The following is a 14,376-nucleotide window of genomic DNA, read 5'->3' on the forward strand; positions in this document are numbered from 1 at the left end:
CCGCGCCCACCCCGCCGTGGCGCTGGTCACCGCCTGCGGCTGAGACGCCCTGCCGCGGGCGGCTCGGCCGTCGACTCCCGCCAGATGATGCGGAACAGGGAGCCCTCAGCCGTCTCGGGCGCGCTGTCCCTCAGACCCGCGATCAGCTTGGCCATGGCCGTACTGCCTAGTTGTTCGAGCTCCACGTCGACGGTGGTCAGGGACGGGGTCATGAACTGTCCGACCCCGGCGTTGTCCCAACCGGTCACGCTGAGGTCGCCGGGCACGTCCCAGCCGCGCTCCCGGGCGCCCCGGACGACGCCGGCGGCGACGAGGTCGTTGGCCGCGATCACGGCGGTCGGCCGCGCATGGCTCGGGAGCGACCGTATCGCCTCGATGCCGGACTCTCCCGACCAGTCTCCGTCGAAGACCCCGACGGACTCGACCCCGAGGCGTTCGACGGTGTCCAGATAGCTCTGCTTGCGCGCCCTCGCGGAGGCGAACTGTGCGTCGCCCGCCACATGGAGGAACCGGGAGTGGCCGAGCGCCGCCAAGTGCTCGATCATCCGCACCAGGGGCGTGGCGTCGGCCAGTTGCCCGATGCCGCGCATCTCGTCGTCGAAGTCGGCCGAGATCACCACGGCCGTCCTCTGGTGCAGTTTGCTCTCCACAGCGGGAAGCACGGGGGCGAGGGAGAGGATGCCCTCGTACTGTCCCGAATCAGCGAGCTCCAGCAGGCGGTCGCTCCTCGCGCGTACGCCGCCCCCGGCGCTCACGACATCCACGAAAAACCCTGCGGCCTGCGCCGTCGCGCTGGCACCCGCCAGCATGCGGGACGGGTTGAAGGCCATGGCGGGCATGAGGATCGCCAGCCGTCCGGTCTTTCGCGTGCGCATCGACCGCGCCACCAGGTTGGGACGGTAGTCCAGTTCCCGTATGGCCTTCTCCACGCGCTCCAGGGTCGCGGGCTTCAGCCCGCCGTTGAACCGCAGATACCGCGACACCGTCTGGGGTGACACACCGGCGAGCCGCGCCACATCGGTGATCGTAGGCCGTCGTCGCGCCGTGTCAGCGCCGTCCATCCGCTTCCCCCACCCTTCCGCCAACGTTCGGTGAAGTCAGAGACTACACACTCTTGACGCAAAAAGTGATCGTTCACTATGGTCCTCGCAACCTACAAAGTGAACGATCACTTTTCGGTTGACGCGTGGTCCGGGACGGGCCCGCACCACTGTGTTTCCGATGCCGCCGCTCAAGGGAGCAGTGCCGTGAGCTCCATCAACGAACTACGCCGGCTGCGCGGGTCCCAACGGGGCGCGCGACAGCAGAACAAGGCGGCGTTCTTCTTCCTACTGCCATGGTTCGTCGGGCTCTTCGGGATCACTCTCGGCCCGATGCTGGCCTCGCTCTACCTCAGCTTCACCAAGTACAACCTGTTGCAGCCGCCGCAGTTCAACGGAGTCGAGAACTGGACTCGCATGGTCGACGACGAGCGTCTGCACAAGTCGCTCGAAGTGACGTTCAGCTACGTCCTCGTCTCCGTGCCGTTGCAGCTGGCGATGGCCCTCGGGCTCGCCCTGGTGCTGGACAAGGGAGTACGGGGTCTTGCCTTCTACCGCTCCGTCTTCTATCTGCCGTCACTGATCGGCGGCAGCGTGGCGATCGCCGTGCTGTGGCGCGCGATGTTCGGGACCAACGGCCTTGTCAACGAGGCCCTGGCCCTCGTCGGTGTCCAGGGGCAGGGCTGGATCTCGGAGCCGGGAACGGCGCTGTCGACCCTCGTCGTCCTGAACGTCTGGACCTTCGGCTCCCCCATGGTGATCTTCCTCGCCGGGCTGCGGCAGATTCCGACCTCCCTCTACGAGGCGGCCTCCGTCGACGGCGCGAAGCGCTGGCGCCAGTTCCGCAGTATCACCATTCCGCTGCTGACACCCATCATCTTCTTCAACCTGGTGCTGCAGATCATCCACGCCTTCCAGACCTTCACCCAGGCCTTCGTGGTCTCCGGCGGTACCGGAGGGCCCGCCGACTCCACCCTCTTCTTCTCGCTGTACCTGTACCAGCGCGGGTTCGGCCACTTCGACATGGGATACGCGTCCGCGCTCGCGTGGGTCCTGCTCCTCATCGTCGCGGCCTTCACCGCCGTCAACTTCTGGGCCTCAAAGTACTGGGTGTTCTACGATGACTGACCGCACCGCAGCCGTACCCCGCTCGCTGCCCGCCCCCCGCCCACACGCGATACGCCGGGTCAGGCGCGCCGTGCGCGCCCCTCTCAAGCACTGCCTGTTGGCCCTCTGCGCCCTGACGATGCTGTACCCCGTCCTGTGGATGGTGGTCAGCTCGCTGCGTCCCAACAGTCAGATCTTCCGCAGTGCGGGACTCGCCCTGATGCACCCGCGCTTCGAGAACTACAGCAACGGCTGGAACGCCTTCTCCCAACCGTTCAGTCACTACATGATCAACTCGGCGATCGTCGTCACCGGTGCGATCCTCGGGAATCTCCTCGCCTGCTCCCTGGCCGCGTACGCGTTCGCCCGGCTCGAGTTCAAGGCGAAGCGCGTGTGGTTCGCCATCATGCTCGTCACGATCATGCTGCCGGTCCACGTGATCATCGTGCCCCAGTACGTCCTGTACTCGGAGCTCGGCTGGGTCAACACGTTCCTGCCCCTGATCGTGCCGAAGTTCCTGGCGACCGACGCCTTCTTCATCTTCCTCATGGTGCAGTTCATCCGTGGCATCCCGCGCGAGATCGACGAGGCGGCTCGGATCGACGGCGCCGGGCACGCGCGGATCTTCTTCCACGTCATCCTGCCGCTGATGGTCCCGGCCCTGGCGACCACCGCGATCTTCACCTTCATCTGGACCTGGAACGACTTCTACACCCAGCTCATTTACCTGACCGACCCGGACATGTACACCACACCTCTCGCGCTGCGCACCTTCGTGGACCAGCAGAGCGCGACGGACTGGGGCTCGGTGTTCGCCATGAGCGTCGTGTCGCTCGTCCCCGTCTTCCTCGTCTTCCTCGCAGGGCAGCGCTTCCTGCTGCGAGGCATCGCGACCACCGGCGGCAAGTAACCGCGGGGGCTACTGCCGGACACGCGGGGGCGCCCGAGTCATGGCCGTTCGGGAGCACCGCAGCCACCGATCCGACCCACTTACCAGCCACAGGAGAACCACATGAACCCCAGCCCCTTCAGACGCGTCGCGATCGGGGCGGTCGCCTCACTCTCGCTCGTACTGACCGCTTGCAGCGGCAGCAGCACCGGATCCGCTCCCGAGCTCGGCGACAAGCCGGTCACCATCCGCGCCACCTGGTGGGGAGCGGACGCCCGCGCCCAGCTCACCGACGAGGTCATCAAGGCGTTCGAGAAGAAGTACCCCAACATCACGGTCAAGGGCCAGTACAAGGACTGGAACGGCTACTGGGACGCGCTCGCCACGACGACTGCGGCCAAGGACTCCCCCGACGTCGTCCAGATGGACGAGCTGTATCTCGCCTCGTACGCCGACCGCGGAGCGCTGTACGACCTCGGCAAGGCCAAGAAGCTCCTCAGCACCTCGCAGTTCGACGACCAGGCACTGGCCACCGGACAGATCGACGGAACGCAGTACGCGCTTCCCGTCGGCCTCGGCGTCATGTCCGTCCTCGTGAACACCGACCTGTTCAAGAAGTACGGCGTGCAGGTTCCCGACGACAAGACGTGGACGTGGGACGACTACGCCAAGATCGGGAAGGAGCTCACGGAAAAGAGCGGTGGCAAGATCCACGGTGTGGCCGGCGCGCCCGGCTTCTACGCCGGCGATGTCAAGTACTGGGCTCGTCAGCACGGTGAAAACCTCTTCGACAAGGACGGCAACGTCTCACTGAAGCCCGAGACGCTCGCCGGCATGTGGAAGTACGGTCTGGACCTGCTCTCCTCCGGAGCCAGCACCAATACGTCGACGATGGTCGAAGACCTGACCGCGGGCGTCACCGCCGGCAGCTTCGCCACCGGCAAGGCGGCCATGACGGGGGCGTACAACACCCAGATCACCGCCATCCAGCAGGCCGCGGGCGCCCACGTGCAGCTGCTGCAGATGCCTCGCGTCGGCGACACCAAGGCGAACTTCTTCAAGCCTTCCATGTACTGGGCTGTCTCGAGCCAGAGCGCGCACCCGGCCGAGGCGGCCGCGTTCATCAACTTCATGCTCAACGACCCCAAGGCCGCCGACATCCTCAAGACGGAGCGCGGAATCCCCGCCAACAAGGAGATGCTGAAGCACCTCCAGCCGGGCCTGGCCGGGACCGACAAGGCTGCAGCCGACTACATGAACGCCGTGACCCCGGGTGAGTCGCCGGTCGTGACCCCCAACGGCGGAAGCGGCATCGAGCCGGAGCTGCAGCGCTACAGCCAGGAGGTCTACTTCAAGAAGACCTCACCCGAAGCCGCCGCGAAGGCCTTCATCAAGGAGCTCCAGGGCGAGATCGACGCGGCCAAGTGACCTCCTTCCGGGGGCCGTCGCCGCTGCCCACGGCCCCCGGGAGCCCCACGAGAAGTGGGTCAGGAACCAAGAGAGAGAAAACACCCATGCCCAGCCCCCGGCCGCCGTACCGCGTGGCCATCATCGGCACCGGCGGTATCGCCCACGCTCATGCCGAAGCCCTCACCGAACTCTCCGAACGCGCCCGGCTGGTCGCCGTCGCCGACCTCGACCCCACGCGTGCCGCCGAGTTCGCCGACCGGTTCTCCGTGTCGCACGTCTTCAACGACCCGCAGGCTCTGCTGGAGAGCGAAGGCCTCGATCTCGTACACATCTGCACGCCCCCGCAGACCCACGTACCGCTGGCATCCATGGTGATGCAGGCCGGCGTCACCGCCCTGGTGGAGAAGCCGACGGCGCTGAGCCTGCGCGAGATGGACCAACTGGCCACGGTGCAGGAGCAGACCGGCTCCAAGGTCCTGACCGTCTTCCAGCACCGCTACGGCGCGGCGGCGGTACGCCTGCGCCGGCTGGCCCACTCCGGCGCACTGGGCCGGCCACTGGTCGCCACCTGCGAGACCCTCTGGTACCGGCCCGACGCGTACTTCGAAGTGCCATGGCGAGGACGCTGGGACGTCGAGGGCGGCGGCCCCACGATGGGACACGGCATCCACCAGTTCGACCTCCTGCTGTCGGTCCTCGGACCCTGGTCCCAGATCGCTGCACTCGCCGAACGCCAGGCCCGGCCCACCGACACCGAGGACGTCTCGGTCGCCGCCGTCCGGTTCGACAACGGAGCCCTCGCCACGGTGGTCAACTCCCTGCTGTCCCCCCGGGAGACCTCGCGCCTGCGCTTCGACTTCGAATACGCCACGGTCGAACTCGAACACCTCTACGGCTACCGCGAGGAACACTGGCGGTTCACCCCAGCCCCCGGCCACGAGGGTCTCTCGGACCTCTGGACCGACGGTGCCGAGCCGGACATCACGAGCGGCCACAGGCTCCAGATCGAGGCCGTGTTCGACGCCTGGGAAACCGGACAGGAACCCGGCGTCTGTCTGCAAGACGCACGCCGCACGCTGGAGTTCGCGGCGGCGACGTACGCCTCCGCCTTCCGCGGTGTCCGCGTCGCCGCGGGCGAACTGACCGACGACGACCCGTTCGCGCTCAGCATGGACGGCGGCGCCGTGCCGTGGGAACGCGTCAAGGAGGCCCTCGTATGAACGCCCTTGAGATCCGACACGACCTCGGTACCTCGGTCACGGTCCGCGACGGCGACACCGAGTTGTTCCGCTACGTGTACCAGCCGGACACCGTCCAGCTGGAATCACCCAAGCCCTACATCCATCCCCTGCGCACCCGGGCCGGCAAGGTGGTCAGCCTGTTCCGTCCCCACGACCACGTGTGGCACAAGGGCATCGCGTGGTCCCTGCCCCACGTGGGCGAGGAGAACTTCTGGGGCGGTCCCACGTACATCCACGGACGCTTCTACGTCCAGCTGCAGAACAACGGAACGCAGGCCCACCGCCGGGTCGTCGACCTGGACAGGGCCGACGGAACGGCGACGTTCGCCCACGACCTGGACTGGACCACCCAGTCCGGCGCGCTCTTCTTCACCGAACGCAGGACACTGCGAGCGAGCCTGATCTCCCCGCAGGCCTGGGCATTGACGTTCGAGACGCAGATGACGAACGTCTCCGGAACGGACGTCGCCATGGGGTCCCCGACCACCAAGGGACGGGAGAACGCCGGCTACGGCGGCCTGTTCTGGCGCGGCCCGCGGTCCTTCACCGGCGGACAGTTCGTGACCGAGGAAGGCCTGGGCGGCGACGAGGTCCGCGGGCGGCGCATGGAGTGGATGGGCTTCGCGGGCCACCACGACGAGACGGACGCGCAGTCGCTCGTGCTCATGGTCGACGACGCGGCCAACCCGAGTCACCCGCCGCAATGGTTCGCCCGGACCGAGGAGTTCGCCTGCCTCAACCCGGCACCGTTCTTCAGCGAGGAACTGACCATCGTGGACGGCGCGACCGTGCGGTTCCGCTACGGTGTCGGGATCGCCGACGCCGACGCGAACGCGGCTCCCGCACTCGCCGACGCGGTACGCCGGGTGCTCACACCGTCGGACACGCCGTCCGCACATGCCGCAGAATCCTCTTCAGGGCGCTTCGCGACGGAGTGATCGGGCCCTGCTCGCTATGCAAGCCCCAGGCGTGCACTCCCCGCTCACCAGGGAGTGCACGCCTTCCTCGCCACCCCGGCTGCTGCGATCGCCGTAGCCGCAAGCTGTTGGTCGACCGGTGGCCCAGCGCACCGCAATCGGCAACAAGCCGCGCTGGTTCCTGCACGAACTCGACCCGAAGCTGGCCGTTGCCTCTCGCGGCCTGCGCCGCCTGTACATCCTGGCCCAAGCCTTGATCCAGCATCACAGGACGCTCGCGGCCATCGCTGCCGAATTGGTCGCGGACTGCCGCCGACTCCCTCCTTTGGATGCTGCAGCCGTCGTGGAGTGCATCCACGTGTACGCGCGTGACCCCAAGTAGTTCCAGAACCTCGGTGGCGTTGCACCGGGTCGATTCTGTCCAGGCCGCCTCCCCTTCGTCGTAGTGACGAGTCGTCACGAACCGCAACGGTCAGCGCCTCGTTCTTGCGCGACCCGGCAGCACCTCGACGACCACCACATTGACGATGACGAACGCCCACATCGCCCAACGCGCCGTCCCCCGCAAGTAGGGAGCCAGGGACGACTGTTCGCTGCCGCCGCCCTCCAAGTGCACCGGTGTTACACACCTGGGCGCTGCCGTCGCGCCTTCGGCTGCGCGCGGAGACCACGCCTGGTGGAGCAATCGCGGCGGAGCTGCACCCGGCGATCCCACAACCGTTACAGTGATGCCGACCCTGTCCACCGCGCCGGAGCCGACCTTGCCGAACCTGTCCCACCTCGAGGAGATCTTCTCCGACGAGGGTGACGGCGCCGCCGGCCCCGTGCAGTCGCCCGGCTGGCAAAGCGACGTATCGCCGCAGGGGCTCACGGTGACATTGATCGCCGACTACACGTTCCCCGTCCGGGCGTGGTTGCCGTCGGCGGCGATCGTGGCACTGCTCGGAGAGTTCAACGTGACCGCGGGCGCCGCCCGTACGACGATCAGCAGGCTGATGCGCCGAGGGGTGCTGGAAAGCAGCAGGCAAGGACGGTACAGCTCCTACCGGCTGACATCGCAGGCCGCCGTCGATCTGTGGAGCGGCGCCAGTTCGATCGCCACCTTCACCACCCAACCCGACTCATGGGACGGTCGGTGGACACTGATCGCCTTCTCCGTCCCGGAACAGGAGAGCACGCGGCGGCGCGCACTGCGCACCGCGCTGCGGTGGCGCGGATTCGCGCCGCTGTACGACGCGCTCTGGGTGTCACCGCACCCTCTGACCCCGAAGGGGCGGATCGAGGTGGCCGATCTGGCGCGGGGAGCGGTGACCGTGTTCCGCGCGCGGCAGGAGGAACTGGACACGGAGGCCGACCGCAACCCGGTCGAGGCGTGGGATCTGCCCGGCATCGCCGAGCACTACCGGGCTTTCATCGACCGTTGGAGCGGCCTGCTTCCGCACATCGGCACCGACCGTGTCACCGGTGCCGACGCGGTGCGCGCACGGACCGAGGTCATGCACGCCTACCGGCACTTCCCCATCCTGGACCCGCTGCTCCCCATCGGGCTGCTGCCGCCCGACTGGCCCCGGTCGCGGGCGCGGGAAGTCTGCGTCGCGGTGTACGACGGACTGCTCCAGCCGGCCCAGGACCATGTCCGCTCCGTAGTGACCCGATTCGCGCAGGGGCCGCACCCCGACATCAGGGCCCATACGATCGCCGGCATGAGTGCGGGTATCGGCCACGGCTGACGGCAGGCCGCCGCGAGTGTGATCGGGCGGGCTTCGAAGACGTCACACGGTGCCTCCAGCGCCTGTGATCTGTCGAATCCGCGTCGAAGACAACAGAGTTGGGTGCCAATGATTGACAGATCAGCGCCCGATCGGGAATGTACCTGTTGCAGGACAGGTGGGAACGCTCCCAGTGGTGCGGCACACGACGAGTGGAAGGAGAGGCACCCCTGCGCCGCTTCCGCAGAATCAACGCCTCCCCATCAGACAGGCGGGCAGGTGGGCGCGGAAGGCCGCTCCCACAATGAGTCACGGTTCGGCCGGTGTTCAGCGGCTCGCCGCGTCTCTGCAGGCAAGGCCACACCACGCCGATGACCACCACGGGCAGGACCGGAACGTCCTCCACTGTGCGCGATTCGCCGCTTGACCACCCCCACGACCACTCCCCCCACCACCTGGGTCAGCCCCACCGCCGCGGCATCACCGACGCCTCTTCCCGGCGCCTGACCGAGTGGCGCTCCGCACACCCCCCACACCAGGAGTCTTCATGACCATGCAACGGCGTAGCTTCCTGACCCTGAGCGCGGTCGGAGCCGCTGGCGTAGGCATGTCCCTGCTCGGCATGGGCCAGGCGGGTGCCACCGCGCGGGCGGGAGCCCCGACCCAGCGGTTCGCGGTCGACGTGCGCCAGTACGCCTGGAGCCGCGGTAGCCGCCGGTGGACCACCTACGTCTACTACCCCGCCACCGGCGCCCTCGGTGGCTCCCCGGTCACCAACGCCCCCGTCGCCCAAGGCGTCTTCCCGGTCTGCGAGTTCATGCACGGTTTGAGCAGCAGCCCGCGGAATTCCCTGGCGATCATCCGCCCCCTGGCCGAGGCCGGCTTCATCGTCCCCGCCCCCCACTTCGCCAACCTCACTGGCCAGGACGTCTACAACGGCAACCAGTCCAAGGACGTCTCCGAGGTCATCACCCGGACCCTCGCCCTCAACACGGCGAGCGACCCGCTGGCCGGCCACATCAACACAGCGGTCGGAGTCGGTGTCTCCGGCCACTCGATGGGCGGCATGACCACTCACGGCCTTCTCACGGCCTGGCCGGACGCACGGATCACCGCCGCGATCCCCATGTCCTGTGTGGACATGGGCAACCCGAGCACGTCGGTCCGCGCCAAGGTCCTGTTCACGCACGGCGACCGGGACGGAACGTGCCCGATCTCCTCCGCCCGCCAGGCGTACCGGGAACTGCCCGCCGGAAAGGCGTTCCTGACCTTCCGCGGCGCCGGGCACAGCAACTACTTCGGCGGCTCCCGCACCGTCAACACCTCCGTGGACTGGATGCGGTGGAGCCTCTACGGCGACACCGGGGCCCGCGACCGCCTTCGCGCCGACGCCACCTCCTCCACCACCACCTGGGAATCCGTCCTGAGCTGAGGAGCAACCACACGGCTCGGGTGCGCGCGTCCGCCGCGATCGCCGCGCATCCGGGCCGTGGAGGGTGCGTGGCCGCCCAAGGACGCCCGCGAGGTCAGCCGCCGCGCAATCGGCTGTGCACGTTTCCAGGCCGACGTGGACACCACCACCCGAACAGCGGGCGGCCGCTCCCACTCCTACAGATAGATCCACTTCGGGGCTCGACACCCTCGAGGACGCAAGAGAGGAAAGCACATGGTTTCACTAGCAGGGAAGATCAGAGTCACTTTCCTTGCCGTCCTGTTGACAGTTGCCGCATCTGTGTACGGCGCGGCGCATCAGGCATCGGCCGATACCGTGGCACAGTCAAGCGCTTCTCAGATCGTGGCCGACATGGGCGCGGGATGGAATCTGGGGAACCAACTCGAAGCCACCACCAACGGATACCCCAGCGAAACAGCGTGGGGCCAGCCGACAGTAACGCAGGCCCTGATCGACAAAGTGAGGGCGGCGGGGTTCAAGACGATCCGGATTCCGGTCTCCTACCTGGGAGCCATAGGGGCCGGCCCGACTTACACGATCAACGCAGCCTGGCTGAACAGAGTCCAAGAAGTCGTCAACTACGCCTACAACAGAGGCCTGCATGTGCTGATCAACATGCACGGCGACGGGTACAAGAGCGTCAACGGCTCCTGGCTGATCTGCGATTCCCCCTCCCAGACGACGATCAAGGTTAAGTACGAGAAGGCTTGGCAGCAGATCGCGAACAGGTTCAAGAACTACGACCAGCGCCTGATCCTGGAGTCCATGAACGAGGAGTTCGACGGGCAGTACGGCCGCCCGACCCAACCGTGCTACTCGAACATCAACAGCTACAACCAGATCTTCGTGGACACCGTGCGGAAGACGGGCGGCAACAACAGTTCGAGGTGGCTGCTCGTGGCCGGCTGGAACACGAACATCGATTACACCGCGGGGAATTACGGCTTCGCCCTTCCGTCCGACCAGTACCGCTCCTCCTCCATTCCCGCAAGTGAGCGGCGAATCATGATCTCCGTTCATCACTACAGCCCGTGGGACTTCGCCGGAGAGGAAAGCGGCACCATCACGCAGTGGGGCCGGGCAGCGACCAACCCGTCGAGGACCTCGACCTGGGGACAGGAGGACTATCTGGACGCGCAGTTCAAGATGATGCGCGACGTATTCGTCACGAAGGGGTATCCGGTGGTGGTGGGCGAATACGGCGCCATCGACAAGTCATCCTTCGATTCGTCGAACAACAGGTATCGCGCGGACTTCGCACGGGCCGTCGCGGCCACCGCCAAGAAGTACGGCGCGGCCTCCATCTACTGGGACAACGGTGCAACCGATCGGTACGGGTTCGGGCTGTTCAACCGGCGCTCCCTCACGGTCACCCAGCAGGGCATCATCAACGCCATCATGACCGGCGTTAGCGGCAGTGTTGCCGGCGCCGACCTTCCGTCCGGCACGTAGCAGGACCCGAGTCTCGGCGGGTACGTACTTCGCGGGCGCGCGGTTGGGGCCGGGTGGCGATGCCACACGGTGTGCGATCTCGTCAACTGCGCGCCCACCAGCCGGAGAAGCTCCGTTGCTCCGCATCGGGGAGCACATGTGACAACCAGAGGACAGCGATGTCTTCACCCGTAGCGAGCGGCGACAAGGTGTCTGCCGGACTTGTCCGGCGCGCTGAACTCAAGGCGTTCCTGCGCTCTCGCAGGGCCCGGCTCAAGCCCCAGGACATCGGCCTGCCCTCGTACGATCGGCGGCGGGTACCCCAGGGCCCCGGCGAGTTCCTGGCTCGCCCCACTTGGGGCGGTTGGCCTTGAGGATGAGGCCCGGAAGCAGGTGAACACGGCACCTGTGGATCATGGAGTTCTCTGCGCTTCAAGTCCACGAAGGTGCCGTGGCCGTTCCCTCATCATTCCCTGTCGCCACTCCGGCACCTCCGGCGCCCCTCATGGAAGCTCTCGGCTCGCAGGCTGTACGAGATCAAGTCCGGGCTTTGGTCGCCCAGTTCGAGTCGGTCACCGATCCGCGTGGGGTGAGTGGGGTGCGCTACAGGCTCTCCTCACTGTTGGCCCTGGTGGGCTGCGCGATGACGCCAACGGGCCACGTTTGCATCCCTGCGGCGGCGAAGTGGTGCCGGCGTGCCACCCCCGAGGAACTGGCCGCCTTCGGCCTGCCCTACCACCCGCTGCCGCGCCGCTACCGAGTTCCGAGCGAGAAGGTCCTGCGCTGCATCCTGGGGCGTCTGGATCCCGGCGAAATATGCGCGGCCGGCTACGACCACCTGCGGCCCGGTCCGCGCCTTCCCGCCTGCCGGAGCCGCTCATGCCCGACGGCGGAACCGAGCGCGAGCAGTGCCGGGGTCACCGGGCCGCCGCCCGAGCCGAACCGGTGCGTCCCCGGCGCCGGGCGATCGCGGTGGACGACAAGTGCCAGCGCGGCGCACGCCGACCGGACGGCAGCCGGGTCTTCGTGCCGTCCGCCGTCCGTCACGGCGACGGCATCACCCTCGACTCCCGCGAGATCGGCGCGAAGGCCAACGAAATTCCCGAGTTCGCGCCCCTTGCTCGATCGGATCGACGACGCCGACCTCGCCGGGACAGTTGTCACCGCCGATGCCCTGCACGCCCAACGCAACCACGCCACCTACCTGCACGAACGTGGCGCCCACTACCTCTGACCATCAAGAACAACCAGCGCGGCCCGGCCCGTCAACTCCACGCTCTGCCCTAAAAGAAGATCCCCGTGATTCACCGCGACGACGACCGGGGCCACGGCTGCCACGAACAACGCCTCGTGCAGGTCGTCACCGTCGACGGCCTACTCTTCCCGCACGCCGCCCAACTCCTGCGCATCCAGCGCCGCCACCTGGACTCGCGGACACCGGACCGTGCCTGCCGTGCTCGCCGCCGGACGCCGAGCCCACACCGAACGCCCACACGTCCTCACCCTCTACGGCATCACCTGATCAAACCGGACGACCCGAGCAAACGCCAGGGCCCTGTCCCCATCCCGGAGCCGGCACCACCAGTATTCGCTGGCTGGATTCTTGTATACAGGAAATCGATTTCCCTGATTGCAATCTACGGGCCAGATTAGGTGGGACCGCAATCGGGAGGACGTCTCCGTGACCTCTGCAGCCGCGTCGGCACCCTTCGTCCCTTCTCCGGACCGTTCGTATCGGCGCCCTTTCGGCAGCGGGCGAGACCAGGTTCCCGGGCCTCGTGGCCCCGGACGGCCGAGCGCTCGACCTGCGTACGGCGCTGGACGAGCCCGCGTTGACCACGCTCGCGCTCCTGGAGCGCTGGGACGGGGAGCGGAGTACACCACCGAGCTCGAAAGGCTGGACGAGGACACTCCGCACCCGCACATCTACGACCTGACGAAGCCCGAGAACGCCGACCAGTGGGCCACGTCCAACCCGATGAACGAAATGGTCGCCAAGGAAATGCTCAACGACGTCGACCGCGGCGTCTTCGTCGCTCCGCCGGTCTGACCCCCATGACCCCGGGGGTCGGCGCACTCCCCCGCCTGCCATGCCGCCGAGCCCCCGGCCTGCGTCAACCCACCCAACTCCCAAGGACTGCCATGCACTTCGCCACGTACGAACAGCACGGCCGCAGCCGCGTCGCCACCGTGATGGACGACGGACAGGCCGGGTCATGACCGACACCCCGGACACGAACTCCGCTCCTCCTCCCACAGCGGACGCGGCGGAACTCCAGGAGTTGCTTCCCGGGATCCACGCCTGGGTGCAGCCGGACGGGACCTGGTGGGTCAACAACGCCGGCGCGGTGGCCGGCGACGACGGGGTCCTGGTGATCGACACCTGTGCCACCGCGGCTCGCACCCGCCGCTTTCTCGACGCCGTGGACACGGCCACCGGCGGGGCGCCCGTCCGGCTGGCGATGAACACCCATCAGCACGGTGACCACACCTACGGCAACAGCCTCCTCCCCTCCACGACAGTGATCGTCGGGCACAGCCGGATGCGGGAAGGGCTTCAGGCCGACCCGGTCATCGACGGCTGCCCTCCGCTGTGGAATCCGGTCCCGGACTGGGGGCCGGTGACCCGCAGGCTTCCCGACATCTCGGCCGGCTCCGCACTCACCCTGCACGTCGCAGGTCGGCGGATCGAACTGCTGCACCCCGGCCGCCCGGCGCACACCACCGGAGATCTGATCGCCTGGCTGCCCGAAGAACGCGTGCTGTTCTCCGGCGATCTGGTGTTCGCCGGAATCACCCCGCTGGTTTTCATGGGCTCGGTGGACGGGGCCCTCGCTGCGGTCGACTGGCTGGAGTCCCTGCGACCCGACGTCGTCGTCCCCGGTCACGGCCCGGTCCTCACCGGCACCGGCATCACCCGGGTCCTGGAGGAGCACCGCCGCTATTACCGGCTCATCCTCGACACCGCCCAGGACGGGCTCTCCCGGGGTCTGACGCCCCTGCAGGCCGCCCGCCAGGTCGACCTGGGCGAGTTCACGGGTTGGGGCGACGCCGAACGGATCGTGCTCAACCTGCACCGCGTCTACGCCGACCACGCCGGCCGGGACCTCGACGTGATCGCCGCCTTCGGGGACGCGGTCGCCTGGCTCGGCCGCCCGATGCACACCTCCGTCTGAAGG

General features: G+C 67.6%; 11 protein-coding genes and 2 pseudogenes. 12 read left to right on the forward strand and 1 reads right to left on the reverse strand.

Features of this window, described 5'->3' with window-relative positions; all coding sequences use genetic code 11:
• Positions 1 to 26 precede the first annotated feature (26 nt).
• Entirely contained in the window at positions 27 to 1,016 is a 990-nt protein-coding gene (locus tag OG289_RS09725) for a LacI family DNA-binding transcriptional regulator (protein ID WP_327313620.1), read from the reverse strand.
• Between the two features lie 240 nt (positions 1,017 to 1,256).
• Between OG289_RS09725 and OG289_RS09730 the strand changes: the two genes are divergently transcribed.
• The 12 genes and pseudogenes from OG289_RS09730 to OG289_RS09790 all read left to right on the forward strand — a co-directional run bounded on the left by OG289_RS09730 (position 1,257) and on the right by OG289_RS09790 (position 14,373).
• Positions 1,257 to 2,168: a carbohydrate ABC transporter permease gene (locus OG289_RS09730; protein WP_442819073.1), complete on the forward strand. Its 912-nt coding sequence runs from the start codon at positions 1,257 to 1,259 to the stop codon at positions 2,166 to 2,168.
• A complete protein-coding gene (locus OG289_RS09735; RefSeq protein ID WP_327313622.1) occupies positions 2,161 to 3,057 on the forward strand; it encodes a carbohydrate ABC transporter permease in 897 nt (298 codons plus the stop codon). The genes OG289_RS09730 and OG289_RS09735 overlap by 8 nt, the downstream gene beginning before the upstream one ends.
• Before the next feature lie 102 nt (positions 3,058 to 3,159).
• On the forward strand, positions 3,160 to 4,464 hold the full coding sequence (locus tag OG289_RS09740; protein WP_327313623.1) for an ABC transporter substrate-binding protein: 1,305 nt from the start codon (positions 3,160 to 3,162) through the stop codon (positions 4,462 to 4,464).
• Positions 4,465 to 4,550: 86 nt separating this feature from the next.
• Entirely contained in the window at positions 4,551 to 5,666 is a 1,116-nt protein-coding gene (locus tag OG289_RS09745) for a Gfo/Idh/MocA family protein (protein WP_327313624.1), read from the forward strand.
• A complete protein-coding gene (locus OG289_RS09750) occupies positions 5,663 to 6,625 on the forward strand; it encodes a PmoA family protein (protein ID WP_327313625.1) in 963 nt (320 codons plus the stop codon). Before OG289_RS09745 ends, OG289_RS09750 begins: the two co-directional genes overlap by 4 nt.
• Before the next feature lie 118 nt (positions 6,626 to 6,743).
• Positions 6,744 to 6,986 (forward strand): hypothetical protein, encoded by a 243-nt coding sequence (locus OG289_RS09755; RefSeq protein ID WP_327313626.1) that lies wholly within the window; start codon positions 6,744 to 6,746, stop codon positions 6,984 to 6,986.
• 346 nt (positions 6,987 to 7,332) lie between these two features.
• A complete protein-coding gene (locus tag OG289_RS09760) occupies positions 7,333 to 8,334 on the forward strand; it encodes a PaaX family transcriptional regulator (RefSeq protein WP_327313627.1) in 1,002 nt (333 codons plus the stop codon).
• A 526-nt stretch (positions 8,335 to 8,860) separates the two neighbouring features.
• Positions 8,861 to 9,745, forward strand: coding sequence for an alpha/beta hydrolase family protein (locus OG289_RS09765; RefSeq protein ID WP_327313628.1), 885 nt, complete (start codon positions 8,861 to 8,863; stop codon positions 9,743 to 9,745).
• A gap of 234 nt (positions 9,746 to 9,979) precedes the next feature.
• Positions 9,980 to 11,218, forward strand: a complete 1,239-nt coding sequence (locus tag OG289_RS09770; RefSeq protein ID WP_327313629.1) for a glycoside hydrolase family 5 protein — start codon at positions 9,980 to 9,982, stop codon at positions 11,216 to 11,218.
• A gap of 394 nt (positions 11,219 to 11,612) precedes the next feature.
• Positions 11,613 to 12,719: pseudogene (locus OG289_RS09780) on the forward strand (transposase family protein).
• A 225-nt stretch (positions 12,720 to 12,944) separates the two neighbouring features.
• Positions 12,945 to 13,247 (forward strand): annotated as a pseudogene (locus OG289_RS49620) (VOC family protein); the annotation flags it as partial.
• A gap of 166 nt (positions 13,248 to 13,413) precedes the next feature.
• On the forward strand, positions 13,414 to 14,373 hold the full coding sequence (locus OG289_RS09790) for an MBL fold metallo-hydrolase (RefSeq protein WP_327313630.1): 960 nt from the start codon (positions 13,414 to 13,416) through the stop codon (positions 14,371 to 14,373).
• Positions 14,374 to 14,376 lie beyond the last annotated feature (3 nt).

Origin of the sequence: Streptomyces sp. NBC_01235 (assembly GCF_035989285.1) — a bacterium.
GTDB lineage: Bacteria > Actinomycetota > Actinomycetes > Streptomycetales > Streptomycetaceae > Streptomyces.

What these genes read in the sequence shown, in the direction of transcription:
- OG289_RS09765 (WP_327313628.1), top strand. Translation starts at nt 8,861, where the DNA reads ATGACCATGCAACGGCGTAGCTTCCTGACCCTGAGCGCGGTCGGAGCC.
- OG289_RS09790 (WP_327313630.1), top strand. Translation starts at nt 13,414, where the DNA reads ATGACCGACACCCCGGACACGAACTCCGCTCCTCCTCCCACAGCGGAC.
- OG289_RS09745 (WP_327313624.1), top strand. Translation starts at nt 4,551, where the DNA reads ATGCCCAGCCCCCGGCCGCCGTACCGCGTGGCCATCATCGGCACCGGC.
- OG289_RS09735 (WP_327313622.1), top strand. Translation starts at nt 2,161, where the DNA reads ATGACTGACCGCACCGCAGCCGTACCCCGCTCGCTGCCCGCCCCCCGC.
- OG289_RS09750 (WP_327313625.1), top strand. Translation starts at nt 5,663, where the DNA reads ATGAACGCCCTTGAGATCCGACACGACCTCGGTACCTCGGTCACGGTC.
- OG289_RS09770 (WP_327313629.1), top strand. Translation starts at nt 9,980, where the DNA reads ATGGTTTCACTAGCAGGGAAGATCAGAGTCACTTTCCTTGCCGTCCTG.
- OG289_RS09740 (WP_327313623.1), top strand. Translation starts at nt 3,160, where the DNA reads ATGAACCCCAGCCCCTTCAGACGCGTCGCGATCGGGGCGGTCGCCTCA.
- OG289_RS09760 (WP_327313627.1), top strand. Translation starts at nt 7,333, where the DNA reads ATGCCGACCCTGTCCACCGCGCCGGAGCCGACCTTGCCGAACCTGTCC.